We start from the raw sequence: 25,416 nt of genomic DNA on the forward strand, positions 1-25,416 counted from the left end.
GCGGGATAAGAGTGTCCGGGGAAAGGGCAAGTGCGATCATCAGCTGATTTGCGCAACAGCGCCGGTTTCGCGCAGGGCGTGCAAGCTCCCGCGAACCTGAGCGAGCAAGAGCTCGTTGCTTGGGCCGCGCAGGCAAATGTTTGCAAGGGTAGCCAGGTTCTCAGCGCAGGCTACGAAAATGGCGCTGCGAAGATCGTCTGCGCTCCCGGTGGCGGTCAGCTTTCTCCGGCCAACCCGGCTATTGCGGTGATCGTCGCGGTCGGCCTTGCGGCCGCTGCTATGGGCGGCGGCAACGGCACGAACGGAACGAACGGCACGAACTGACGTTCAGGAAGATTGAAGAAAAAAACCCCGCCTTTGGCGGGGTTTTTTGCTGTCGGGGACGTCTTTGTTGGTCCAAATTTGATCTGAGATTCAGATGCGTTTTTTGACTTGGGTCGAAAGAGATCGCCGCAATTTGCTGAGTAGGGCGACGCGGCGATAGACCAAGAGATAGAGAATGAAAACGACGCCGACGCCTGCACCGAGAAAACCGGGCGACCCCGGTTCGAGCACCGTAATCGTCGCCGCGACGAGCGAAAGCGACCATAAAAGAACGCTGGTGAGCGGATTGCGCATCTGCGGGCGTCCGATCGACTTAGCGAGGCTGCGCGCGCGACTCCGATAGACGAGGCTGTGGAGATGCAGCCTGTCAGCCGCACCAGGATGCGTGCCCTCCCGCTTCAGGCGGCGACGTATGGAAACGAGGGTTTCGATCCACGGATATGCAAGAGCGAGCACCGCGATCAGGGGGGAATATTCAGGGTTGCGTGCCGGCAGCACGATCCCGATTACCGCGAGGACGAACCCTGTCGAATATGCCCCAGCATCTCCGTAGAAAAGCCGGCCAGAGGGGAAATTGAGCACGAAGAACCCGGCGATCGAGCCGATCATCAGCAGGCAGATCGCGAAGACGGTGGTGTCGCCGGATTGCGCTGCAAGCACACCAAAGGCACTGAAGACGATGATCGCGGTGCCCGAGGCGAGCCCGTTGACCCCGTCGATGATGTTGAGGGAATTCGCGATGCCTCCGATCGCGATCGCGCTGAGCGCAATACCGAAGGCCGGAAAAGTAAGGAGGTAATCAAGTCCGGGAATATCCGCGTGGTCGATCCGGTATCCCGTGACGAGCGAGAAGATGAGGCCGGCGACAACTGTCGCTATCAGGCGCCATTTCGCCGAGACCTTCTTGGTGACGTCTTCGATTGCGCCGGAGCCGAATGCGGGAATCGCGCATAAGCAGATTGTCCACCACAAGCTCTGAGAACTGGGATCAAGAAGAAAGCCTGTGACGATCGCGCCTGCAAGAAGTGCGAGCCCTCCGATCCTCGGGGTGGGGGCGCTGTGGATTTTTTGCACCCCGTGCGATCCGTCCAAGGTCAGGCTACCATGAAAATCTTTTGTCAGAACGATCAGCCAGGCGAAGAGGAACGAAGCGGAAAATGCGACAGATAGGTATTCTAAACCATACATTTCAGTAACCCACTTAAGGGAGAACCGCCGAGAAAGAAGCTCTCTTCTTCAATACGTAATAGAACTTTGGATCTAGTAAAAATGATGCCCCCCAACGTCTCTCATAGCCAGAGAAATCCGATGAGGTCAAAGGGCTGTGAGCGGTTTTTCGCGAGAGATGAGGGAAACCACCATAGGCTGCACATAGATTGGGCGCGGCCTTGCGGAACAACTTCAAGTTGAGCCCCGCATTTGGGTTTCGATTCGGGCGAAATCGCCACATTACGACCGGAGGTGGTAACTGGCGGTTGGAAAACCCGCGAGGCTCCTCTATTCAATCCTCTAAGATGCGAGCACTTGGCGCGCTCATTCGAACGGGAAACAATCGCCGGTCCAGGCGATACGCTCAGGAGGGCAGGCATGCGGGCGATGACGAAACTGCTGGTGGCAATGGCCAGCCTACTTCTTCTCGCTTCTTGTGATGTCTCTGCGACGAATTTTCCGGTTTCCAATCGGAGCGTGACCACGACGAGTGACCCTGTCGCAGGCAATATTGCCATCGTGCGGTTGAGTGCTGCGAATGTCGCGACTTTCGGCGCAGCTCAGGACAATAGCGGCGGACGCACGACACTACCCGCGAGCGGTTACTGGAATTACCGAGTGGGGACGGGCGATCTGCTCGACATCGTGGTATGGGATCATCCCGAATTGACGATGCCGGCCGGTGCGAACCGGACACCGGCCGAATCGGGGCTCAGGGTGCAATCCGATGGGACCTTCTTCTATCCGTATGTGGGGCAGGTGCGCGCACGCGGGCGGACGCCCGAGGAGATACGCTCCGATCTTGCGGCACGGCTCAAGGAATTCATCCCATCCCCGCAAGTCTCTGTGCGAGTGGTCGGGTATAACTCCCAGACCGTCTCTGTGACCGGCGAAGTAAACAAGCCTTCGCGGATCCCGCTGACCTCCTCGGCGCTGACCCTTCTCGATGCGATCAACGAAGCCGGTGGCCTTGCTGAAAAAGCTGATGCCCGGCGCGTAAATGTGCGACGGGGCGGCCGTAGCTACAGCGTTGATCTTCAAGCCTTCCTTGATCAGGGTATCACCTCGAATAACCCGTATCTTCACAATGGCGATGTGGTCGCCGTCCCGCGCGCAAAGACGATGGAGGCTTATCTTCTTGGGCAGCTGGTCAAGCCCGGGCCGATCGACCTCACCAAGGATGACGTGACGCTGACTGAAGCGGTGACCGCAGTAGGTGGCCTTCGCCAAGATCAGGCCGATGCGCGTGGCGTGTTTGTGTTCCGCGATACACCTGCAGGAGTGACTGTCTATCAACTCGACACGTCGAGCGCGGCTGCCTTCGTGGTCGGCACGCGGTTCTATCTCCACCCGCAGGATGTGGTCTATGTCACGACTGCCCCGGTGGCGAAGTGGAACCGGGTGATCTCTAACCTCCTGCCGACGCTTAACACGGCGCGTGCGGCAAATTCGTTGGCGAACTGACATGGCGCAAGTCGGTTCGATCCTCGTCGTGTGCGTGGGGAATATCTGCCGCTCTCCTGTGGGTGAACGCTTGCTTGCTCGCGATCTTCCCGAGTGCAGCGTTACGTCAGCGGGGATCGGAGCGGTCGTGGGCGCCCCCGCTGATCAGACAATGCAGGAAGTAGCCGAAGCGGAAGGGCTGAGCCTTGCCGGTCATGTCGCGCGTCAATTCACTCCGGAAATTGGTGCAGCCCATGAATTGATCCTCGTAATGGAGGCCGGCCACAAAGCGGAGATCGCTCGGATCGCTCCGCACTTGGCAGGGCGAACGATGATGTTTGACCAATGGCTGGGCGGGAAGGGGATCCCCGACCCCTACCGCAAGCCGATTGAGATGCATCGGTCCGCTTTCGGCCAAATAAGCGCCGCGGCGGATGGCTGGGTCTCGCGCCTCGACCGTGGGCGCGGTTGCGGATGATATAAGCAGCGCCTGCCATTGGATTTTACGTTAGGATTGTTTTTCGTGATTGAGCAAAGACGATGAAGCAAAACCCCAGCTTTTCGAAAGTGCAAATGGCGCCTTCAAACGACTCAGACGATGACGAGATTGATCTTGTGGCGCTTGGCGGGGCGCTGGTCGTGGGCTGGCGGTGGATCGTCGCCGCGCTTGTCGTTGCTCTCGCCTTTGGAGTTTTGGTCGCGCTTCGATCCCCGCCGGTCTATCAAGCCTCCGGGCTTTTGCAGCTCGAAGACCAGGCTGGAAATCTCGCACTTCCCCAAGCGATGCAGGACATTCTCGGCAGGGGCACGGGCGGCAAGTCTCCGTCGGACACGCAGATCGCGATCATGTCTTCGCGGCGCGTTCTGGGAGAGGCTGTGCGCAAGGTCGGGCTCGAGACCTACGCGGTTCCGCGTCGCCTGCCGCTCCTTGGCGTTTTGCCAGCACGGCTTCATTTGCCAGATTTGGGCCTTTTCCCGTCGTATCAATGGGGCGAAGAGGCACTCGTCTTGGGGGCGATGCAGGTTCCAGATAGCTGGCGCAATGACAGTATGGCGCTCACGGTTACTGGCGCGACGAGCTATGTGGTCGAGCTGCCCGATGGAACGGATCTGAAGGGTGAAGTTGGGAAGACGGCGAAAACGCCTGATGGCGCTTTCACGATGCAGGTCCAGAAACTGGACACCCCCGTGGGACGTGAATTCTTCGTCGGTAAGCGCTCGCTGGAGAACGCGATCCAGATCGTCGCGGACAACTTCTCTGTTTCGGAGAACCCGCGCGGGAGCATGATCCTCAAGACGAGTTATCGAGATACCGATCGCAAGCGGGCCGAAGCTGTGCTTGACGCGATCGCGAATGCCTTTCTTGAGCAGAACGTAGAGCGTAATGCGGCCTCGGCCGAAAGCAGCCTCGAATTCATCGAGAAACAGCTTCCTGAAGCGCGCAAGAACGTGGCGGCGGCGGAGCAGGCACTCAATGCCTATCGCCAGAAACAGCAATCGGTCGATGTCAATTACGAGACCCAGGCGCTTCTTGAGCGGGTGACCAAGATCGAGGGTGAATTGTCCGCGCTCGATCTCAAGGAGGCCGAACTGAAGAATCAGTATACGGTCAATCACCCGGCCTATCAGGCGTTGATGCAAAATCGGAAGGAACTGGAAACTCAACTCGAGGCGGCAAAGAAAGCCACCCAGAGCCTGCCCGAGACGCAGAAGGACATCTTCAACCTGCAGCGCAATCTTGAGGTCGCTCAGCAGGTTTATACGCAGCTCCTCAACCGCTCTCAGGAATTGCAGGTGGTCCGTGCCTCGACCGTCGGATCGGTGCGGATCATCGACAATGCCTACGCAAGCGGTATTCCTGTCGCACCACGGACTATGCGGATCGTGGCTCTGGCGGGGCTTCTCGGGCTGATCATAGGCGCGGCGATCGTGCTTGTCCGGCGGGCGTTGCGCCAAGGCATCAAGGGCGCCGAAGAAATTGAGGAGCTGGGGCTCCCCGTGTTCGCGACCGTGCCCTTCGCGCCTGAAGCCGCGGATTTCCGACACCGCAAAGGTAATCTCCCGATCTTCGCGCTTGAACATCCGCAAGCTGTCGCGACCGAGGCCCTGCGTTCGTTGCGAACCTCGCTTCACTTCGGGCTTCTCGACGCAAAGACGAACTCAATCCAGCTGACCTCCGCGGCGCCGGGTGTCGGCAAGACCTTCACGGCGGTCAACCTTGCGGTAGTCGCGGCACAGTCGGGCCAGAAAGTCTGTCTCATTGACGCTGACATGCGGCGCGGCTATCTCGCCCGTTTTCTGCATATGCCGAAGGAGACACCCGGTCTTTCGGATTATCTCGGGCACGAGAAACCGCTTTCGGAAGTGATGCTGCGTGGTCCGGTCGACGGGCTCGATGTGATCTTGTCGGGACGCTACCCGCCGAATCCGTCCGAGCTGCTCATGCGAGCGGAGTTCTCTTCGCTCCTCAAGCAACTCGATGCGGAGTATGACCTGATTATCGTCGACGCGCCGCCAGCTCTTGCGGTGACCGACCCCGTCGTGATCGGCCGCTCTGTCGGCGCCACAATCGCAATCGCCCGTCATCTCGAGACGATGCAGGGCGCGCTACGCGCGGTTCAGGCCAGCTTCGAGGCGGCAGGGACTCATATCACCGGCGCGGTTCTCAACGGCTTCAAGGCTGAGGCGGCCGAGCGCTACGGCGGTCATTATCAGTATCACTACAATTACCGCTACAGCTACAAATCGGATGACTAAGTGAGCCGCTCCGGCTTGGCCGATGTCCTAGTTTCGTTTAGTTGCGTGGCCTTGTCTCCGCTTTCCAGAGCTACGTAAGAATGGGTCTCCGCTTCTGCTAGCGGGATCTTCCGATCGGCTCGAGCAGACGGCGGTCGTTGAACCACTCGTCGGTTTCAAGCGGGTGTAGTCTGAGGCTTCGAAGCCGCGCAGCGGACTCGGACCGGTGAATGACCTCAGCTTGGAATAGGCTGTTGCCCGTCTCGGATAGGCCGGGCGAACACATGGCGCGAAGAACTGCTTTTGGTTCATTTCGAAAGACGGCTGCCGCGGGTCAAATTCCTTTGGGCTTGCGGCCGTTTGTCTGACTGGTGAAACTGACGCAACGTGGGCCCTGATGCCCTCTGGTCGCCAATTCCATTCAAGACGAAAGAGCGCAGCAATTATGAACATTGAGATGGAGACCGGGCTTGGCGTGGCGCTTTGGCAGGCAGGCACGGTTGCCGGCGTTCGCGAAGAGGCCCTAAAGCAGATTGCTCGTGGAGCGGGCGCGGCAGGTCTCGCGGGGGCCCAGGTGATTGTCTTTCCCGAACTGTTCGTGACCGGTTACCAGCGCGACGACCTCGACGCACTGGCCATGAGCTGCGAGGAGATGGCGGCGAGGCTTGCACTGCTCGCGCGCGACGCAGGCTGCGCGATCTGCGTGGGTTATCCCGAGCGCGTGGGAGAAATCCTGTTCAATTCGGCGCTCTGTGTATCGGCCACGGGCGCGTTGTTGGGTAACCACCGGAAGATCCAGCTTTACGGGCCCGCCGAGGCTGCGCGCTTTACGCCCGGTGATGGCTATACTGTCTTCGAACTCGGGGGGCGCCGCGCGGCGATCCTGATTTGCTATGACGTGGAATTTGCCCCTCATGTCGCAGCACTCAAGGCGCAGGGCGTCGAGATCATCCTCGCGCCTACCGCGGCGATGCACCCGTTCGAACATGTGGGCGCCCATGTCGTCCCGGCGATGGCGGCCAATCACGCCCTGACCATCCTTTATGCCAATCTCTGTGGACCCGAGGCCGATCTGAACTATTTCGGCAGCTCTGTGATCGCCGGGCCCGATGGCAAAGTGCTGGCCCGAGCGGGGAGCGCGCCCTGCATGCTGATGGCAACGCTCGAGGCGGTGTATGACCCTGCTACTCTCTCGACGCAGCTCAACGATTTTCAACCCGTCGGCGAGGCCGGGTGATGCAGCTTTCGGGCACCGATATTCGGCTACTGCGGGTTTTCGACGCGGTGGTGCGTCATCGGGGCTTCGCGGCCGCGCAGGCCGAGCTGAATGTCAGCCAATCCACGATCTCGACCCAGATCACCGCACTCGAGGATCGGCTTGGTGTGACGCTTTGCCGGCGCGGACGGGCGGGCTTCCGATTGACCCAGAAGGGCGAGGCGGTGCATGCGGCTGTGGTGCGGCTTCTTGCAGCGACCGAGGAATTCGTAAGCGAAACCGCGGCCTTGCGTGGCACTCTTTCGGGCACGCTCCGGGTGGGGCTCGTCGATCATGTCGTGACTGATCCGAATTTCCGACTCCCCGAAGCGATCGCAGCGCTCGAACGGCGAGCGAGTTCGCTTCGCTTCGAGCTTGCGCAAGGCTCGCCTCAAGAGTTTCAGGCGCGGGTGCTCGAAGGCTCGCTCCATCTCGCGATCGGATCGTTTCCACACAAGGTCGCGGGGCTGCATTACCAAAAGCTCTATGACGAGGAGAATTTCCTCTATTGCGCGCCGGGTCATCCGCTTTGGTCGGTGCCCGATGCGGTCCTCACTCCGGAATTCGTCGCTTCGATGCGGGCGGTCGGGCGCAGCTACTGGCGCGAGGATCACTGGAACAACCGTGACTTCCCGAACACCACGGCGATGGCGCAGGGGCTCGAGCAGCAATTGGTGATGATCCTCTCTGGCGCTTTTGTGGGCTACATGCCCGAGCACTCCGCGGGGCGATGGGTCGAGGCGGGGCGGCTTCGTGCGATCCTTCCAGAACGGTTTCTCTATCGCTGCGCCTTCGAGGCGATCACGCGGCCCGATGCGGAAGCCTCGCCGCTCGCGCAGGCGATGCGGAGCGAGCTTGAACAACTCTACCGACCGGTTGCCGAAAAAAGCGCCACAGCCTGAACGATACTTCGATTTTTGTCGAAGTGAAGTTCGACACGTTGAGATTTTTCGCCGCTAGAGATCTGCGCATTCTTCGTCCCGAAAGAACGGAGTTCCCAATGAGCGCGCATCGTTTCAACCAACCCCTTAGCGGCAATATGATGCCTCGCACTGGTGGCCCGGCGACGATGATGCGCCTGCCCGCGGCCGAGGGCGCCGAAGGGCTCGACGCCTGCTTCATTGGAATTCCGATGGATATCGGCACGTCGAACCGACCGGGCACGCGGCTCGGGCCACGCCAGATCCGCGACGAGAGCCGGATGATCCGTCCCTACAACATGGCGACGGGGGCGGCACCCTTCGAGCATCTCCAGGTCGCCGATATCGGTGATGTGCCGATCAACCTCTATGACCTGAAGAAATCGGTCGAGATTATCGCCGAGCATTACCGCGGCGTGTTGGCGCATGACGCGGTCCCGCTGACGCTTGGGGGCGATCACACACTGACCTGGCCGATCCTGCGCGCGGTCGCGGAAAAGCACGGCCCGGTCGCGCTTATCCATGTAGATGCGCATTCCGACACCAACGAAGCCATGTTCGGAGAGACGGCAGCGCATGGCTGCCCGTTCCGCCGCGCCTGGGAAGAGGGCTGCCTGCAAAACGACAAGGTGTTCCAGATCGGTCTGCGCGGCACCGGCTACGGGCCCGACGATTTCGACTGGGGTCGGGAGCGCGGCTGGACCTGCATCCAGGCCGAAGAGTGTTGGCACAAGTCGCTCGCTCCGCTCATGGCCGAGATCCGCGAGAAGATCGGGGATGCACCAGTCTATCTCTCCTACGACATCGACAGCCTCGATCCCGCTTTCGCACCGGGCACTGGCACGGTCGAGGTCGGCGGGCTCACCACGATGCAGGGGCTCGAGATCATTCGGGGCACGGCGGGGCTCAAACTCGTGGGCTGCGATCTGGTCGAGGTCTCACCGCCCTATGACATGGCAGGGAATACCGCCGTGATCGCCGCGAACTTCCTTTATGAAATGCTCTGCGCGCTGCCCGGCGTGCCGCAGGGGCGCCAATGAAGCCGGACAACAGGGAGACATCCACATGAAAAGACGTCAGTTTCTGGTCAGTGCCGCGCTCGGAACGGCGGCGCTTGCCGCCCCAACCATCCTGCGCGCGGCCAGCACCCCGCTCAAGGTCGGCACCTATGGGGGCTACTTCAAGGACAGCTTCGACAAGTTCATCTATCCCGATTTCACTGCTGCGACCGGGATCGAGATCGAGAGCATCGCCGAGCCCACCGGCGAGGCGTGGCTGGTTCAGCTTTCGCAAGCCGCGCGCGCCGGGCAGGCCCCGGCCGACGTGTCGATGATGGCGCAACTCGCGCGGATCAAGGGCGAGCGTTCGGGGCTTTGGGCGAAGCTCGATGAAGGCAAGATGGAGCACATCTCCGTGCTTCCGAAGCATTTCGTGCATCGTTACGAGGACGGCAGCGTCTACGGCACCGGGGCGGTGAGCTGGTATGTAACTCTGGTCACCAATACTGATACCTATCCCGAGGCACCGAGCTCGTGGAAAGCACTCTGGGACGAGGCGAACAAGGACAAGCTTGGGCTGATGTCGCTGGCCACGAATTCCTTCCTGCTCGAGATCACCGCGACCACATATTTCGGCGGCACCGACATCCTCAAGAGCGAGGACGGTATTCTCAAGGTTATGGCGAAGCTCGCCGAGCTGAAGCCGAATGTTCGGCTGTGGTATCGCGACGAGGGTCAGTTCCAGCAGGCGCTGGAAACCGGTGAGATCCCGATGGGCGAGTATTACCACGACGTGACCACGCTCGCCGCCTCGCAGGACAAACCCGTGCGCTCGACGTTCCCTGAGGAGGGCGCGGTGCTCGACTCGGGTTCCTGGGTGGTCTCGAAGGCCTCGAAGGCGGTCGAGCAGGCGCAGGTCTTCATCGATTACATGGCCCAGCCCGAGATCCAGGCGAAGATGTCGCGCAATGTCGGCACTGCGCCGACCGTGCCGCGTGATCTCACCGACCTCACGGATGAGGAATTCGCCGCCGTGTCCTCGGACAAGACCCCGATCCTGCCGCTCTACGACATCTATGTGGACCGCGGCGACTGGATCAATCAGAAATGGTCGGAACTGATCACCGGCTAAATGAGCCCCCACTGGCGCCGTGGCGGCTCGCGTCGCCGCGGCGCACTTTCAATTTCAGGATACGGGATACTGATGACCAATTTGCGCATTGAAAGCCTCAGCAAGACATTCGGGACTTTCACCGCGCTCGACGAGGTTTCGCTCGAGATCCCGACCGGCAAGTTCGTCTGCCTGCTCGGCCCGTCGGGCTGCGGTAAGACCACGCTTCTGAGGGTGATAGCTGGGCTCGAGACCCCGAGCGGAGGGCATATCTTTGTCAATGGCGAGGAGCAGACGAAGGTGCCCACCCATAAGCGCGGCATGGGGATGGTTTTCCAGTCGCTCGCGCTCTTTCCTCATCTCGACGTGGCAGGGAACATCTCCTATCCGCTGGCGATCCGGGGCGCGGATCGCGCCGAGCGCGAGAGGCGCGCCGAGGAGCTTCTGGAACTCGTGCGCCTGCCAGGCATGGGCGCGCGCCGTATTGACCAGCTCTCAGGCGGTCAGCGCCAGCGGGTAGCGATCGCGCGTGGCCTTGCCATCGACCCGAAGGTATTCCTGCTCGACGAGCCACTCTCCGCGCTCGATGCGGGACTTCGCGAACATATGCAGATCGAACTGCGCCAGATCCAGCAAAGTCTCGGGGTGACAACGATCGTCGTTACCCATGACCAGAAAGAGGCCCTGACCATGGCCGATCTGGTAATCGTTATGAAGGACGGGGTGATCCAGCAGGCCGGTGCGCCGATGGAGATCTACCGCAACCCGGCCAATCCCTTCGTTGCGGGTTTCATCGGCACCACGAACCTGTTGCAATGTGAGATCCGTGATGGTGCGATCGAGGTTCTGGGAGCGCGGTTGCCGGTGGCCGAAGGCGACCGGATCGGTGTCGCGCAGGGGCGCGCGCAGCTTTCCGTGCGTCCCGAACATGTCGCGATCGGCCCGCCTGGCGGCGAGATCGAAGCCGAAATCATCTTCCTGCGCGATCTCGGCGAGAGCCGCCACTTGCTGTTGCAGGTGGGTGGACAGGAGATCAACGCGCAGCTTTCGCCGGAAATGCACGGCGCCTACCGTCCGGGCGAACGGGTGAGCCTGAGTTTCCGCCCCGGTGAACGGGTGGTAGTGGCGTGAGCGCGGACACGGATCAGCGCGCGACACCGGGATGGATCGGGCTCTGGCCCGCGCTGATGCTGGTGGTGTTCTTTCTCGTTCCTTTCGGAATCATGCTGGCGGTGTCGGTCTCGCAACGCGACCCCGCCGGAGCCTTCATTCCGGGCTTTGAGCTGACGCATTACGCGCGGTTCCTAACCGCTTTCTTCGCGAAGGTGATGGGGGTCTCAGTCGGTGTCTCGCTGGCCGCTGCCGCGATCTGCGTGGTGCTGGCTTTTCCCTTCACGGTGTTCCTCTCCTCGATGAGCCACCGCATCCAGACCTTGGCGCTCGTTGTCCTGCTCTCGGTGCTTTCGCTTTCCGAGGTGATCGTCGGCTTTTCGCTCTCGACACTCCTGTCGAAGACGGCCGGGATTTCGAACCTGTTCTACTGGCTTGGCCTGATCGACGCGCCGGTTGCCTACACGCCCTCGCTATTCGCGCTCATCACAGGGCTTTGCTATATCGGCTTCCCCTTCGCGGTTCTCGTCCTCTATCCGCCGGTCTCGCGGCTCGATCCCGAGATCATCGAGGCCGCGCGGGTGATGGGCGCCTCGGGGCCGCGCGCGTTCTTTGGCGTGGTGGTGCCCAATTTGCGCAGCGCGATCGTAGGGGCCTTCATTCTGGTCTTCGTCTTTACGCTCGGGTCGTATCTGTTGCCGCAGTTGCTGGGGCGCTCCGAGGACTGGACACTCTCGGTCCATATCACCGATCAAGCGATCTACCAGTCGAACCTGCCCTTCGCCGCGGCGATGTCGATCTTCCTGATGCTTGTGGCACTGGCGCTTGTCGGGCTTGCCTCGCTTGCCGGGCGGCAGAGGGGGGCGGCATGACGGGCTGGCTCAAACGCGCCTATGTTCTGGCGATCCTGCTTTTGCTGCTTGCGCCGCTCCTGGTGGTCACGGGGGTGTCGATCAACGGGCCACAGACCATGCGCTTTCCGCCCGTTGAGCCATCGCTGCGCTGGTATGGCGCGTTGTTCGAGGACAGTGCCTGGCTGGTTCCGCTCGGCCATTCGTTGTTGATTGCGGCGTGCGCCTCGGCGCTCTCGGTGGCGATCGCGCTGCCGCTCGCGCTCTTCGCATGGGAGCGCAACGGGATCGCGGCGCGTTTGCTGACAGGGGTGGGGCTCGCGCCCTTCACGCTGCCTCCTGTTATCTCGGCGCTCGGTTTCATGGTGTTCTGGATGACGGTTGGTGGATACGGTCAAATCTGGGCCACGATCGTCTCGCATGCAGTGTTCTTGGTGACGCTACCGCTAGTGACAATCTCGCTCGGTCTAAAGGGGATCGACCGGGCGTTTCTCGAGGCCGCGCGGGTGATGGGAGCGGGGCGCTGGACGGTCATGCGAACGGTGATCGGGCCGCTCCTGCTCCCCTTCATCGTCTCGGGCTATGCCTTCGCCTTCGTTCTCAGCCTCAACGAATACATCATCGCCTACATGGTCGCGGGTTTCACAGTCGAGACGATCCCAATCAAGATCTTCAACGCTTTGCGTTACGGTTACACGCCAATCCTCGGTGTCGTCTCCGTCCTTTTCGTTGCGCTGGCCGCGCTCGTTTTCGGCCTGATAGGCCGTTTTGGAGATTTGCCACGCTTGATGGGGGCGGAACGCAGTCGGAGAGAGTGAGGCGATGGGGAGTTGGCATTGCTGCTTGCGAGTCTAGGCATCAGGACAGACTGCCGGACGCTGTTTCGCAGCGACACATGACTGAGCGGGCTGACTTATGTGAGGCCGCGATCAGGTCTCTCTCAAGCCGCCGGGTGAGTTTGTGGCTTTGTGCGGAGACGATTTGTATGAGTGCGGCGAATGGTCTGGGATCGGAATTCCTCTCCGACATATCTGCGCCGGGTTGCGAGTCAAAATTGCAACGAAATCATTTGTAATCAATAATTTAGATGGAATTATGCCCCGGCCGGGCGGCTTTCGTGCTACACATGGTGATACACAGGGGTTTCTTTCCCGGAGGTGTGCGATGAATATCACCAAGCGCGGCGAAGTCTGGCATCTGCGTCGGCGGGTTCCCAAAGCCTATGCCCCGGTCGATCCGCGCCGCGAGGTGGTGATCAGCCTTCGGACGGGGTCTGAGACGGTGGCGCGGCAGAAGGCACCGGTGCTCTGGGCCGAGCAGGTCGAGGTCTGGGAGGCAATGCTCGATGGCGACACGGAAGACGCTGAGGCGCGGTTCGCTGCGGCCAAGCGGTTTGCGAAGGCGCGCGGCTACCGATTTCTCGATGCGCGCAAGGTGGCGCGTCTGCCTGTGCAAGAGCTACTCGCGCGTATCGATCTGGTTGCCAGTGACGAGATGCGTGATCCGCTCGGGGCGGATTCCCTTCTTGGTGGGGCGGAGCTGCCGTTGATCACCGTATCGCGGGCGCTCGAGTTGTTCTGGGGGCTCGCGCGTGACAAGACCTTGGGCAAGAGTGCGGATCAGGTTCGACGCTGGCGCTACCCGCATATCAAGGCGGTGCAGAATTTCATCTCGGTTGTCGGGGACAAGCCGCTTTCTGATCTCACGATCGATGATTTCCTCGATTTTCGCGATTGGTGGGCAGAGCGGATGGCGTGCGAAGGGCTCACCGCGAATTCCGCGAACAAGGACCTGACGCATCTTAGCGCGGTCTTGAGGCGCGTGAACCGTGACAAGCGGCTCGGGCTCGAACTGCCGCTCGAAGATCTTGGCTTCCGGCAGGGGAAAGCGGCGCGGCGGCCCTCCTTCTCGGACGACTGGACACGGGACCGCTTGCTGGCCCCCGGTGCGCTCGATGGGCTGGAGCCGCAGGCGCGTGCAATCCTGCTGGTGATGGTGAATACCGGGCTGCGTCCGAGCGAAATCGCGGCGCTACGGCCCGAAGAGATCCGGCTTGATGGTCCGATTCCGCATTTGCTGTTGCAGCCGATCGGACGGGTTCTTAAGACGCAGAATGCGGAACGCGTCATGCCGCTTCACGGGGTGTCGCTTGAGGCGATGCGAGCGTTCCCGGATGGGTTTTCGCGTTACCGCGAAAGCTCGGGCACGCTGAGTGCCACTGTGAATACTTATCTGCGTAATGCCAGTCTCCTCGAGAGCGAGCGGCATTCCCTCTACAGCTTGCGGCATGCGTTTGAAGATCGGATGCTTGCAGCTGAGATCGATGAACGGATTCGGCGCGACGTGATGGGGCATGCGCTGGGGCGTGAGCGCTACGGGGAAGGGGGGCGACTTGCGGTAATCGCAGGGCTTCTTGAGCCGATCGCATTCTGAGCACTCTGCAGGGTCAGTTCCGCAATCGCGTTCAATGGGCCCTCAGAAAATGTGAGTGTCAGTATTTCTTTGCTTCGATGGCTTTCCAATGGAGAGATTATCCAACAAAAAGAGCCGCGACCAAAATAGTCGCGGCTCTTCGTTTTCCTAAAGGACTTTGAGGTTTGGAGCTGTCTTTCTTTTGAGAGCAGCCGCGCTCTTACCCCTTCGCGCCCTGTCCGCGCGCATAGACATCATCGTAGCGGATGATGTCATCCTCGCCGAGATAACTGCCAGTCTGCACTTCGATCAGCGTCAACGGGACTTTCCCTGGGTTTTCCATTCGGTGGACCGCACCAAGCGGAATGTAGACGGACTGGTTCTCGCTCACGAGTTTCACCTCGTCGTCGATCGTCACCTTTGCGGTGCCTTCGACGACGATCCAGTGCTCGGCGCGGTGGTGGTGGCTTTGCAGGCTGAGCGCGGCGCCGGGATGCACGTGGATCCGCTTCACCTGGAAGCGTTTTCCGATGACGAGGCTCTCATACCAGCCCCAGGGGCGGAAGTCGCGGGGCAGGGTCTCGGCCTGGGCGGCGCCCTTGGCTTTGAGCTCGGCGACGGCTTTCTTCACGTCCTGCGCTCGGTCCTTGTGGGCGACGAGGACAGCGTCGGGCATGGCAACGGCGATGATATCCTCGAGCCCGATGCCCACAAGCTCCTGCGCCTCATCGGTCGACTGCAGAAGCGTATCGCGGCAGTCGATGGCGGTGGCGGGGCCGGTCGCGACGATGCCGTTTGCGTCCGGGTTCTGCTCGCGCCAGACCGCCTGCCAGTCGCCGAGGTCTGACCACGCGCCACCATAGGGCACGACGGTCAGGTTGTCCGCGCGCTCCATCACCGCGTAGTCGATCGAGATGTCTTCGAGCTGCGCCCAAGGCTCGGGCGCGAGCCGGGTAAAGGCGAGGTCACGCTCCGCCGCTTCGACGGCAGCCTTGGCCTGCGCGAGCGTCTCGGGGGCGTGTTTTGCGAAGGCGTCGAGGATCGCCGAGGTGGAGAAGAGGAAGATGCCGGCATTCCAGAGATGCATGCCGCCATCGAGCAGCGCCTCGGCCTTGGCTAGATCAGGCTTTTCGACGAAGGATTTCAGCGGCTGTGGGAGAGCTGAGAACTCTGCATCGGGCGCTTCGCTCAACTCCAGCCAGCCATAGCCCGTCTCGGGGCGATCGGGACGGATGCCGAAGGTGACCAGCTGGCCTGCCTCGGCTGCAGGCGCCGCTGCCTCGACCGCGGCGCGGAAGCGTGCCGGGTCGGGAATGACGTGATCGGACGGCGCGACGAGCATCAGCGCGCCAGGCTCGCGCACCTCCAGCACCAGCGCGCCGGCGCAGATCGCCGCGGCTGTGTTACGAGCGGACGGTTCGATCAGGATATCTGCAGGGGCGATTTCGAGTGCGGCCAGTTGTTCGATCACCACGAAGCGGAAATCCGCGCCGGTGATTACAGAAGGTGCCGCGAAGCCGTTGCCCGCGAGCCGTTTTGCCGAGGCCTGGAACAGGCTCTCCTCGCCCATCAGGTTGACGAATTGTTTGGGGTAGCTCTTGCGCGAGAGCGGCCAGAGCCGCGTGCCCGAGCCGCCGCAAAGGAGGACGGGGTGGATCGTCTTGCTCATAAATCCCTCTCAGGTTCTGACGGTGTCGGCATTGTCGAGGAACCAGCGATAGGTCTCGGCGATCCCCTCCTCGAGGCCGACGCGGGCCTGCCAGCCCATCTTCGACAAACGGCTGACATCCATCAACTTGCGCATCGTGCCGTCGGGCTTGCTCGGGTCAGTCGCGATCTGTCCCTCAAAGCCGGTCACCTTCGCGACCATCTGCGCGAGCTCGAGGATCGAGATGTCGCTGCCGGACCCCACATTGATGTGGCTCAGCATCGGATCGGTGTTTGCGTCGTAGCCAGCCTTGGGGAGATCGAGCACGAAGAGCGAGGCTTCGGCCATGTCATCGACATGCAGGAACTCGCGCCGCGGCGTGCCGGTGCCCCAGATCGTGACCTCTTCGAGTCCGTCGCGCGTCGCCTCATGGAAGCGCCGGATCAGCGCGGGCAGAACATGGCTGTTCTGCGGATGGAAGTTGTCGCCGGGCCCGTAGAGGTTCGTCGGCATCACCGAGCGGTAATCGACGCCATGTTGGCGGTTGTAGCTCTCGCAGAGTTTGATCCCGGCGATCTTCGCGATGGCATAGGGCTCGTTCGTGGGCTCGAGCGGTCCCGTCAGCAGCGTATCTTCCGCCATCGGCTGCGGCGCGGCCTTGGGGTAGATGCAGGAGGAGCCGAGCTGCAACAGCTTGGTGACCCCGGCGGCGAAGGCCTGATGGATCACGTTGGCCTCGATCATCAGGTTTTCGTAGATGAACTCGGCCGGGTAGGTGTTGTTAGCATGGATTCCACCGACCTTGGCTGCGGCGAGGATCACAACGTCCGGTTTCTCTGCCTGCATGAAGTCGCGGACCGCCGACTGATCGGTCAGATCGAGTTCAGAATGCGTGCGGGTGATCAGTTCGAGTGCCGCACCCTTGGCTTTACGCGCCTCCAACTGGCGCAGGATCGCGCCGCCCACCATCCCGCGATGGCCTGCCACGTAGATCTTCGTCATCACTGCCTCAGCCTTCGAGCGAGACGGGCAGATCGAGCCCGTGTTCCTTCAAAAGCGCATAGCGACGCGCGGCTTTGTGGTCTTCCGCCACCATCTCGGCACACATTTCCTGCGCTGTGATTTCGGGGACCCAGCCAAGTTTTTCCTTTGCCTTGGTTGGGTCGCCTAGAAGTGTGTCGACTTCAGCGGGGCGGAAGTAACGCGGGTCGATCCGCATCACCACATCGCCGGTCTTGAGCGCAGGGGCCTTATCGCCGGTGACTGAGGAGACAGTAGCGATCTCTTCGATGCCCTGGCCCGAGAATTCGAGCTCAATCCCCAGTTCACGCGCGCTCCAGGTGATGAATTCGCGCACGGAATATTGCTTGCCGGTGGCGATTACGAAATCCTCTGGTGTGTCCTGCTGCAGCATCATCCACTGCATCCGGACGTAGTCCTTCGCATGACCCCAATCGCGCAGGGAGTCGATGTTTCCCATATAGAGGCACGGCTCGAGCCCCATGGCAATGTTCGACAGCCCACGGGTGATCTTGCGCGTCACGAAGGTTTCGCCACGGCGGGGGCTCTCGTGATTGAAGAGGATCCCGTTGCAGGCATACATCCCATAGGCCTCGCGATAATTGACCGCGATCCAGTAGGCGTAGAGCTTCGCCACTGCGTAGGGTGAGCGCGGATGGAAAGGCGTGGTCTCCTTTTGCGGGGTTTCTTGGACTAGGCCGTAGAGTTCGGAGGTCGAAGCCTGATAGAACCGCGTCTTCTTCTCGAGTCCAAGGAAGCGGATTGCTTCGAGCATCCGCAAGGTGCCGATCGCATCGACATCGGCGGTGTATTCGGGGGCCTCAAATGAGACCGCAACGTGCGACTGTGCGCCAAGATTGTAAACCTCGTCCGGCTCGATGTCGCGGATCAGACGAGTGAGGTTCGACGTATCCGACAGGTCCCCGTAGTGCAGTTTCATCTGCGCGGGGTTGCTGTGCGGATCCTCGTAGATGTGGTCGATCCGCTGAGTATTGAACAGCGAAGCCCTGCGCTTGATGCCGTGGACCTCGTAACCTTTTTCCAGCAAGAATTCCGCGAGATAGGAGCCGTCTTGGCCGGTGATGCCTGTGATGAGGGCTTTCTTCATGAACTGTCCTTGGAAGTTTTGAAAAGGAGGCCGCCGTAATGATCGCGATCTTAATTCCCACACATTGAATAGATGTCGCCCAAACGTCTGCTACAGGGGCCAAGGCGCTGCGGACATGGAGACAAGATTATCGCGCGGTTTCGTGTAATTTTGTCAATGGCTTGGAGGGCGGCCATCAGCTTTTCCCGGGCAATTGATTTGCCGGGAATTTCGCGGAGCGACGGGCAATAGCCATCCCCGGAAGTTCGATTAGCCTGTGTAACAGCGCGGCGCCAGTCAGGGTAGCGACCAGACTGCCTACTGTTACCGCCAAGATGCCCACGCCGCCCTGCAGGTCGGCGGCAGTGGTCAGTTTGCTCATGACGCTTATTACCGGGAAATGCAGCAGGTAGATCCCATAGGACCAGTCGCCTAGCCGGCGCGTGAGCGCGCCGGCGCGCGGCCCGCCTTGGCGCTCGTATTCGGTCGCACCGAGGATCAGGACTGCGCTAAGCAACGCTAGCATGATCTGCCCCGCGGGGATCGCGATGATCGCTAGCTTTCCCCCGGTCGCAAACATCAACGCTACGGAAAGCGCCCATAAGACCACGAAAAGGGCCTGCGCCCCACGCCACAAGCTGCGGGCAGTCCGTAGCGAGAGTTCTGTTTGCGCGACCAGCGAGGCGCTAACCCCGATGGCGAAAAACAGGAAGTATTTGCCCTCCATGAAGGCTGGGAATAGTCGGGGTGCCCCGACCCGCGGGAAAAGGAAATGGGCCGCCACGAGCGCTGTAACCACAACCCAGCCGAGGCGACGGTCGAGGATGAACAGGAGAATGACGCCATAGAACACCAATTCATATTGTAGTGACCACGCGACGATGATCAAAGGCGCGCCAGTGCCGCCGACTATCGAAGGATCCTGCGGCAGCAGCAAGAGGGCTTTCAGCAGTGGCAGCCAACCACTCGGCAGACCGCCATCGCCGATTCCAATCAGTTTTGCGATGATCGCGATCAGGGTGAACAGCACTAGATACAGCGGGTAAATGCGGAAAAAGCGCTTGGCCAGATAGGGCCAGGCACGATTGGGTCGACCGAAGTCTTGTGAATGGATTTGGTGGATTATGAAACCGCTCAGCACGAAGAATAGGAACATTCCCGTGTAGCCGAACCGGGTGATACAGTCGACCGACGAAAAGCCGAAGTATTTAGGCGCGGCCAGGGATGCACCTAGGTGAAAGGCCATCACGCCCAGCGCCGCCCATGCCCGAAGCGATTGCAGTTGCGTCAGCATTGGTCTACCGGTTTCGATCCGGGGTGACGTCAATGCCCAGCACCGCCTTGATTGCCGCCGGCGCGTCACTGCCATGGCGCTGCATGTGCCGCTCCACCTCGAACAGTTTCGCATCGACCAGGAAGCGATACCAGAATCCCTGCATCACGTGGAATGCCGTACCTTCGCGCCCGTCGAGGAAGCCCAGCCGGATGAAATAGCGGTAGACAAAATAGATGAAGGCCCGCGAACCGCCGGGCAGGCGGGCATAGAGGTGTTCCTTGATCCAGCGTTTGACCTCCGCCTGCTTCCCGCCGCGCAGGTCGGCCACCGTCTCGTGCGTCATGAAGCGGTAACGCAGGTTCAGTAGGTCGACCACTTCGCGCGATGCATAGGCGTTGTGTTTCGCGGTCCACCAAGTGAGAGAGTTCAGGTTGTCGTCGACGATTTCCCCTGAGAAATCCGCGGTTGGGCCGGAGACAAGGACATGTTCGTCCATCCAGCGGTCCTCGCAGCGGCCGCGACCGTGTCGGAAGAGGCGCAGCACACGCACCGGGAACACGCCGCCCCACCGAATTGGGCGGCCGAGGAACGTCATTCTTCGCGAGACCCATGCGCCGTCAATGTCCGCGCCCAGCCCGGCCAGCTGCGCGCCGATTTCCCTGGCCAGCTCCGGGGTGACGATCTCGTCGGCGTCGAGCCGGAGCACCCACTCGGTGTCCTGCGGCAATTGATCGAGCGCCCAGTTGAACTGGGTGGCATAATTGCGCCACGGGTTGAAGCGAACCTCGGCGCCAAGCGCCTCGGCGATCGTGACGGTGCGGTCCGTCGAGCCGGAATCGGCGACGAAAATCCGCTCCGCGATCCCAGTGACCGAGCCGATCGCCCGGGCGATATGGCGCTCCTCATCGCGGGTGAGGATCACGACGGTCAACATGGCAGGGCCTTCATGTGGGACTTGCAGGCGGCAAGCGCCGAAAAACCAGGTCGCGCCCCAACAAGCTGTGCTACCGGCGCCAGGTGGCCATTTGGCCGAGGTCGGCGGACAATGCCGCTCGCGCTGCCGCGCAGCAGCCGCTTGGCCGTCTTGCCGCGACCGAAGAGCAGGTGGGCCGCGATCCCGTTGAACGGCCCCTCGATGCCGAGCTCGTTCAGCGCCGAATAGACGAGGTGGTTGCCGGATTTCCAGATGCCGGTCACGAAGACGGTCTTCTCGGTAATGCCGTTACGGTCCCTGCCGCGGCCAGCACGTCACGATAGGCTGTTTCGGCACGGGCGGCGACCGCGTCCCAGACGAACTCGTCAAGCATCCAGGCTCGACCCGACCGGCCCATCTCTTGTAGCGCCTCGCGCGACATGGCCATCGCCTGGCGGAGGGTTTGAGCAAGCGGTTCGACGCCGTGGTCGATCCACCAACCGCAGCCGTGCGTCTCCAGCCCGCTCCACGGCGCCCCTTTGGTGCTGATCACCGGTGTTTCCTGCAACAGGGCTTCGGCCACTGTGAGAGCGAAGTTCTCGGTCAGGCTCGTTAGCGCGAACAGATCGGCATCCGCGAGGAATCGATCCCGCTCGCCCCCGAAGATCGCTTCCAGGAATGAGACCCGGGGAATGTCGTCTACGGCCACCATCGTATTTAAACGGTGACGGGTGCCATCGGTATCAGGCCCCGCGATGCACAGATCCCAGTCCGGGAAATCCGGCGCGACATTTGCCCAGGCCGTGATCAGCCGGTCCAGCCCCTTGACCAAATGCAGTCGCCCAAGCGTCACCAGTTTACGCCGCGTTCCCTGCGGGCTGGCCACAACCGGCACCCGATCAATGCCGTTCGGAAAGATCGCCACGGGTTGTTCGAGTCGGTATGCACGTATCTCGTCGCGTTCGCGCTCGCAGGTCGCGTGGAACGCGGCGGCGTGGCGGAAACAACGCTCCTGGTAGAGAGCCCCGACAAGTCGCTTGTTCCATGAGGAATAACGCAACGCGTCCGGCGCCAGCATGCCATGGGTCGAGACGATATAGGGCCGGTGGTTTCGCGCCGCCCAGCGCTCCGCCGCATGGGAGGAATACATCCAAATCCCATGCAGGTGAACTAGGTCGAAGTCCCGATTGTCTTTGTCGAGCGCCCGCGCTAGGCCCGGTGCGTAGCCGAGCCGGGCCGGGCCCAGCGTCGGCAGGGCCATCGCGGGAGCGCCTTGCCACTTTTCGCGGTCGCCACTGTTCCATGCCTCATCGGCAAGGCCAAACACGCGCACCGAATGTCCGCGATCGACCATGGCCCGTGACAGGCCCTCGACGGTAACCTTGACCCCGGAAGCCCGGGTGGAGAGGCGCCCAGCGACCATGGCTATACGAAGCTTTGACTGCACCTAGTTCTCCGCGTCGAGAATATGGTTACAACGGCCTTTTTCTTCCGTGTGACGGCCCTTTTCCAAAGCGTCATGGCCGGGCGAGACAGGCGCGGCGGCCTGCATGTCCCGCTCCCAGGCGCGGAATATTGACGATGGGGCGAGCTTCGCGCGAAGTGCCTCGGCAGCATTGAAAGGATTGGCGAGATTTTTTGCAAGGCGCGCCAGCTTCTTTGGAAATGGACGCTGCTGCGGCGACAGGCGTGCGCGCATCCGGCCCCAATCGTCGGCCAGCCGTTCGCGGTGTGCCGCGCCGGCCACGCCGCCGGAGAGGCTGCCGTCGTAGATCCGGAAAGCACCGATCCGTTCGCGGCCGATCGCGAATGTCTTACCTGCCATCGCGAAATCGAAAAGCAGCTCGGTATCCCAGCATGAGCGGTTTTCGGCATTGAACCCGCCGACATCGCGAAACGCCTCCATTGAAAAGAAAACCCCCTGTTGGACGGGAATCGCGCGGTTGTCGACCAGTCTTTCGGGGGTGATCGGTGTCGCGCGCAAACGCCGCAGCGGCTGACCATCGCCGTCGACCATCCAGGCGCCGCATAGGGCGACATCGATATCGCGGTGGGCATCGAAAAACGCCAGCACCCGGTTTGTGGCGCCGGGTAGCAGGAAATCGTCGGAATTGATGAAATAGCCGATCTGCCCATTGGCACCGGCGAAACCCTTATTGAGGCCATCGGCCGGGCCCGCATCGGGCTCGAGGATGAGTTGGTCGATCCCGCCGCGATGGGCCTCAAGGATTTCGCGCGAGCCGTCGGTTGAGCCGGGATCGACGACAATAAACTCTACCCCTTCGCGTTTTTGCGACAAGACAGAGTCGAGGCATTGCTTCAGATAGCTGGCCTGATTGAAGGATATCGTGACGATGGAAAGGGTCGGCGGTGTCATGGTGGCAAATCTCTGGTTGAACGAGGCGCGCGCGGCGAATACGAATCTGCGACAGCGATGAGGAAGCCGAGCGCGATCGGCGCGGTCAGCCGCAGCGACTGAAGCGGGCTGAAGAACAGGTCCCAGAGTAGCCCGGTGGCGAAATAGGTGATGAAAACGAGCGCTTCCGGTCTCGCATTCAGGGCTTTCACGGTGAGACGCAGCAAGGTGGCAACGAGAAGCAGCGCCCCGAAGAGGCCGATCAGTCCCCCCCAGATCCACGAGGTGAGGACGACCGAATGGGTTGGGATCCAATAATGCCGCTCCCCAGAGGTGGCATTGTAGATGTCCACGGTGTCGGTCAGGATCGCGCGGATCAGCGCGAAACGCTGGTCCTTGTCCTCTGCCCATGAGCCGTAGCCTAGGATCGGCTTCTCGGCCAACACGTCGGGCGCGACGAGCCATTCGGGCCGCCCGATCCCAAGCAGCATGACGGGGTTGTACGGGTTCTTGACGAGTGACAACTGGGTGGCGTTGTGACCATCCGAATTGTAGTTGAGCGAATAATAGACATAGCCAGCATAGGCCAGATAGCCGCCAATCAGCCCGACGCCAAGAATGCTGAAGAGTTGTTTCGCGTGAATCTGTCTCGGCCGCCGAAAGACCGTGACCGCCAAGGTCATCGCGAAGGCGACCAACCCTGCGCTACGCGCATCGTAGGAAAACAGAAAACCTGCGGTGGCGAGGCCGATCAGCTGCGCCGCAAGGCGCCAGCGTTTGCGCAGGTGGAAAATAGACAAAGCCAGCAGTGGCATCAGGAATGGAACGACCCGCACCTTCAGCAGGTTCTCGTTCTCCGCGATATCCGCCCAACTGTTGTCCCCGCCGCTGACACCTGTAACGCTGTAGGCGCCGTTGCCCAGTACCAGGTTTGCGAGAAAACTCGCAAAAAGATAATATTTCACGTTCGCGACCGGATCCTTGCCGAGCGCCATGGTGACGAAAATCAACGAGACGCCCGCTAAGATCGGGTTGGCCCAACCCTTTAGGGCAAGATTAAACGCGGTGGCGTTCGCAAAATCGGCGACGACCAAGCCGAGCAGGATCAGGCCATATGCCGTCAGCACGCGCCGTAGGTCGGCATTTGTTTCGATCAGCCGCAGCGGTTTGAGAGTGGGCAGAAGGGCTATTGCTAGCAGTTCCGAGCCATAGATGGCTCCAAAGAAGTGGACGGCGAAGGCCCAGCCAGCGCCGAACAAAAGCATCAAAAGGGCCGATCGACTAATCCGCAGGCCGTTGCGCGCGGCTGAATAACCGGTTTGGGTGATCGGCTGCTTCATTCGGCAAGAACCCCCACGCCGACCCAGCCTGCCGCGCAGATCGAAACGATCATAACAGCGGTAAGGGCGAGCCTGCTTCTCGACTGCCTCATCACCTCGGAAAGCCCAAGCATGGGAACGTTTCCAGCCAGGACCGTAATACCGCTCAGCAGCAGGCCGACGACTATTGATGTCAGCAGTGCGCCCGCGATCCCGACGTGCTCGAGCAGGGCGCCGGCGATTACCGCCACCGCCACAAGCAAGTGGCTCAGCGCGTTCCAACGCATCCGTCCGTCGGTCTGGGCGGCGAGATAGACCGGTACTGTAGGCAACTGCATCGTCCAGGCGAAGATGAGTGGCACCGACATATAGAGCAGGGCCGCGGAGACCTTTCCGAGAACGATGAAGCTGACGATCGGCGCAAGCACGATTGCGGCCGCTGCCGCGGCGACGGCGGCGTATGCCGTGGTGTTGACCGCCTTCACAAGCAGCGCGGTGCGGCGGGCCTGTTCGCGCGACTGTAGGCTGGCGAGCACCGGGATCAGGGCCATGGAGGCAGCGACGGCCAAGCCGCGGATCTGGGTAATCGCCCGCGAGGCAAGTTCGTAGAGTGCGACCTGGCTGGCCCCGCCAGTCGCCCCGAAAGAAAACTTCACCAATGGCTCGAACAGCAGGGTCAACAACGAGATCCCATTGAGTTTCAAGCCGAATCCGGTTGAGGCGCGAAACGCCATTCGATGCCAGCGACGCGGGAACCATCCGATCTCGGGCACTTGCCGGCGCAGCACTGTCCAGCCGACGATCATGGTGAAAAGCGGGCTCACGACCTGGGCGATACCAAAACCGACAATGCCGATACGCGGCACCAAGACCAAGACGATCAGGAAGGATACTACCGCACTCGACACGGCCACCATCGCCCTAAGGTCAACGCGTTGGGTGCCATCGATACCCGAAATGACAGCCCCAGCAAGTCCGCCGAGCACAATGATGGCTACGACGAAGGGCAAGAGCTCGATCGCGCGAGGGAGTAATTCGGGAGTCAGTGCAAAGCGCAGGGCGAATGGAGCAAGGAAATAGAGCGCGATCCCGATGGTGAGATTGATCGCTGCGGATGTGAGCAGTACGGTGTGCGTGGTCTCGACGATGTCGCTGCCGATATCAGTGCCCGCCCGGATCATCGCGATGAACCGGCCAAGGCCGCCCGCGCCACTGACGTCGCCGGCGCGGGCAACCGTCGACCCGGTCATGATCAGCGACCAGACACCGAGTTCCTCAAGGCCGGAGGATCGCACGACGACACGATAGACGAGAAACATCAGCACAGACACCACCACGGCCTGGCCAAGTGCCGCGAGCGTGTTGCGCGAAAGGGAGCCGGCCTTCATGCACAGGTCTCGCGCCGCTGGTCGCCCCGGTCGAGGTCGC

23 protein-coding genes are annotated in these 25,416 nt (G+C 61.3%); 12 read left to right on the top strand and 11 right to left on the bottom strand.

Annotated elements, in window-relative coordinates:
- Positions 1 to 48: 48 nt before the first annotated feature.
- Positions 49 to 324: a hypothetical protein gene (locus DW2_RS17820; RefSeq protein ID WP_038148666.1), complete on the top strand. Its 276-nt coding sequence runs from the start codon at positions 49 to 51 to the stop codon at positions 322 to 324.
- A gap of 90 nt (positions 325 to 414) precedes the next feature.
- Here DW2_RS17820 and DW2_RS17825 read toward each other — a convergent pair whose 3' ends face one another.
- Positions 415 to 1,512 carry an MraY family glycosyltransferase gene (locus tag DW2_RS17825; protein ID WP_051856411.1) on the bottom strand — a complete coding sequence of 366 codons (1,098 nt, stop codon included), beginning with the start codon at positions 1,510 to 1,512 and terminating at the stop codon, positions 415 to 417.
- 399 nt (positions 1,513 to 1,911) lie between these two features.
- Here DW2_RS17825 and DW2_RS17830 point away from each other — a divergent pair, with 399 nt between their 5' ends.
- The 11 genes from DW2_RS17830 to DW2_RS17880 all read left to right on the top strand — a co-directional run bounded on the left by DW2_RS17830 (position 1,912) and on the right by DW2_RS17880 (position 14,390).
- Complete coding sequence (locus DW2_RS17830; protein WP_051856416.1) at positions 1,912 to 2,997, top strand: polysaccharide export protein; 1,086 nt, start codon at positions 1,912 to 1,914, stop codon at positions 2,995 to 2,997.
- Position 2,998: 1 nt separating this feature from the next.
- Positions 2,999 to 3,454, top strand: a complete 456-nt coding sequence (locus tag DW2_RS17835; RefSeq protein WP_038148668.1) for an arsenate reductase/protein-tyrosine-phosphatase family protein — start codon at positions 2,999 to 3,001, stop codon at positions 3,452 to 3,454.
- 62 nt (positions 3,455 to 3,516) lie between these two features.
- Complete coding sequence (locus DW2_RS17840) at positions 3,517 to 5,733, top strand: polysaccharide biosynthesis tyrosine autokinase (protein WP_238321358.1); 2,217 nt, start codon at positions 3,517 to 3,519, stop codon at positions 5,731 to 5,733.
- A 424-nt stretch (positions 5,734 to 6,157) separates the two neighbouring features.
- Positions 6,158 to 6,949, top strand: a complete 792-nt coding sequence (locus DW2_RS17845; RefSeq protein WP_051856419.1) for a nitrilase-related carbon-nitrogen hydrolase — start codon at positions 6,158 to 6,160, stop codon at positions 6,947 to 6,949.
- Positions 6,949 to 7,869 (top strand): LysR family transcriptional regulator, encoded by a 921-nt coding sequence (locus DW2_RS17850; RefSeq protein WP_038148672.1) that lies wholly within the window; start codon positions 6,949 to 6,951, stop codon positions 7,867 to 7,869. The genes DW2_RS17845 and DW2_RS17850 overlap by 1 nt, the downstream gene beginning before the upstream one ends.
- A gap of 140 nt (positions 7,870 to 8,009) precedes the next feature.
- Complete coding sequence (gene speB, locus DW2_RS17855; protein WP_238321359.1) at positions 8,010 to 8,927, top strand: agmatinase; 918 nt, start codon at positions 8,010 to 8,012, stop codon at positions 8,925 to 8,927.
- A gap of 25 nt (positions 8,928 to 8,952) precedes the next feature.
- Entirely contained in the window at positions 8,953 to 10,017 is a 1,065-nt protein-coding gene (locus tag DW2_RS17860) for an ABC transporter substrate-binding protein (protein WP_038148675.1), read from the top strand.
- A gap of 72 nt (positions 10,018 to 10,089) precedes the next feature.
- On the top strand, positions 10,090 to 11,127 hold the full coding sequence (locus DW2_RS17865; RefSeq protein WP_038148676.1) for an ABC transporter ATP-binding protein: 1,038 nt from the start codon (positions 10,090 to 10,092) through the stop codon (positions 11,125 to 11,127).
- A complete protein-coding gene (locus DW2_RS17870; RefSeq protein ID WP_038148677.1) occupies positions 11,124 to 11,978 on the top strand; it encodes an ABC transporter permease in 855 nt (284 codons plus the stop codon). The genes DW2_RS17865 and DW2_RS17870 overlap by 4 nt, the downstream gene beginning before the upstream one ends.
- Positions 11,975 to 12,775, top strand: a complete 801-nt coding sequence (locus DW2_RS17875) for an ABC transporter permease (protein WP_038148678.1) — start codon at positions 11,975 to 11,977, stop codon at positions 12,773 to 12,775. Before DW2_RS17870 ends, DW2_RS17875 begins: the two co-directional genes overlap by 4 nt.
- A gap of 277 nt (positions 12,776 to 13,052) precedes the next feature.
- Positions 13,053 to 14,390: a DUF6538 domain-containing protein gene (locus DW2_RS17880; protein WP_337588248.1), complete on the top strand. Its 1,338-nt coding sequence runs from the start codon at positions 13,053 to 13,055 to the stop codon at positions 14,388 to 14,390.
- A gap of 199 nt (positions 14,391 to 14,589) precedes the next feature.
- On the opposite strand, the gene DW2_RS17885 is transcribed toward DW2_RS17880, so the two are convergent.
- The 10 genes from DW2_RS17885 to DW2_RS17930 all read right to left on the bottom strand — a co-directional run bounded on the left by DW2_RS17885 (position 14,590) and on the right by DW2_RS17930 (position 25,376).
- Positions 14,590 to 16,038 (bottom strand): mannose-1-phosphate guanylyltransferase/mannose-6-phosphate isomerase, encoded by a 1,449-nt coding sequence (locus DW2_RS17885; protein WP_038148680.1) that lies wholly within the window; start codon positions 16,036 to 16,038, stop codon positions 14,590 to 14,592.
- A 9-nt stretch (positions 16,039 to 16,047) separates the two neighbouring features.
- Positions 16,048 to 17,019, bottom strand: a complete 972-nt coding sequence (gene fcl / locus DW2_RS17890; RefSeq protein WP_038148682.1) for a GDP-L-fucose synthase — start codon at positions 17,017 to 17,019, stop codon at positions 16,048 to 16,050.
- Positions 17,020 to 17,026: 7 nt separating this feature from the next.
- Positions 17,027 to 18,145 (bottom strand): GDP-mannose 4,6-dehydratase, encoded by a 1,119-nt coding sequence (gmd, locus tag DW2_RS17895; protein ID WP_038148683.1) that lies wholly within the window; start codon positions 18,143 to 18,145, stop codon positions 17,027 to 17,029.
- Positions 18,146 to 18,320: 175 nt separating this feature from the next.
- The gene (locus DW2_RS17900) at positions 18,321 to 19,418 is read right to left on the bottom strand and encodes an acyltransferase family protein (protein ID WP_038148685.1); all 1,098 of its coding nucleotides are present in this window, start codon (positions 19,416 to 19,418) and stop codon (positions 18,321 to 18,323) included.
- Positions 19,419 to 19,422: 4 nt separating this feature from the next.
- Complete coding sequence (locus DW2_RS17905) at positions 19,423 to 20,334, bottom strand: glycosyltransferase family 2 protein (protein WP_038148687.1); 912 nt, start codon at positions 20,332 to 20,334, stop codon at positions 19,423 to 19,425.
- Positions 20,328 to 20,597: a hypothetical protein gene (locus DW2_RS17910; protein ID WP_038148689.1), complete on the bottom strand. Its 270-nt coding sequence runs from the start codon at positions 20,595 to 20,597 to the stop codon at positions 20,328 to 20,330. Before DW2_RS17910 ends, DW2_RS17905 begins: the two co-directional genes overlap by 7 nt.
- Positions 20,594 to 21,760 (bottom strand): glycosyltransferase, encoded by a 1,167-nt coding sequence (locus DW2_RS17915; protein ID WP_051856423.1) that lies wholly within the window; start codon positions 21,758 to 21,760, stop codon positions 20,594 to 20,596. Before DW2_RS17915 ends, DW2_RS17910 begins: the two co-directional genes overlap by 4 nt.
- Positions 21,761 to 22,690, bottom strand: a complete 930-nt coding sequence (locus tag DW2_RS17920; RefSeq protein WP_051856426.1) for a glycosyltransferase family 2 protein — start codon at positions 22,688 to 22,690, stop codon at positions 21,761 to 21,763.
- Positions 22,687 to 24,009 carry a hypothetical protein gene (locus tag DW2_RS20000; protein ID WP_162178905.1) on the bottom strand — a complete coding sequence of 441 codons (1,323 nt, stop codon included), beginning with the start codon at positions 24,007 to 24,009 and terminating at the stop codon, positions 22,687 to 22,689. The genes DW2_RS17920 and DW2_RS20000 overlap by 4 nt, the downstream gene beginning before the upstream one ends.
- Positions 24,006 to 25,376, bottom strand: a complete 1,371-nt coding sequence (locus DW2_RS17930) for an MATE family efflux transporter (protein WP_038148692.1) — start codon at positions 25,374 to 25,376, stop codon at positions 24,006 to 24,008. The genes DW2_RS20000 and DW2_RS17930 overlap by 4 nt, the downstream gene beginning before the upstream one ends.
- Positions 25,377 to 25,416 lie beyond the last annotated feature (40 nt).

This window comes from Thioclava atlantica, assembly GCF_000737065.1.
GTDB lineage: Bacteria > Pseudomonadota > Alphaproteobacteria > Rhodobacterales > Rhodobacteraceae > Thioclava > Thioclava atlantica.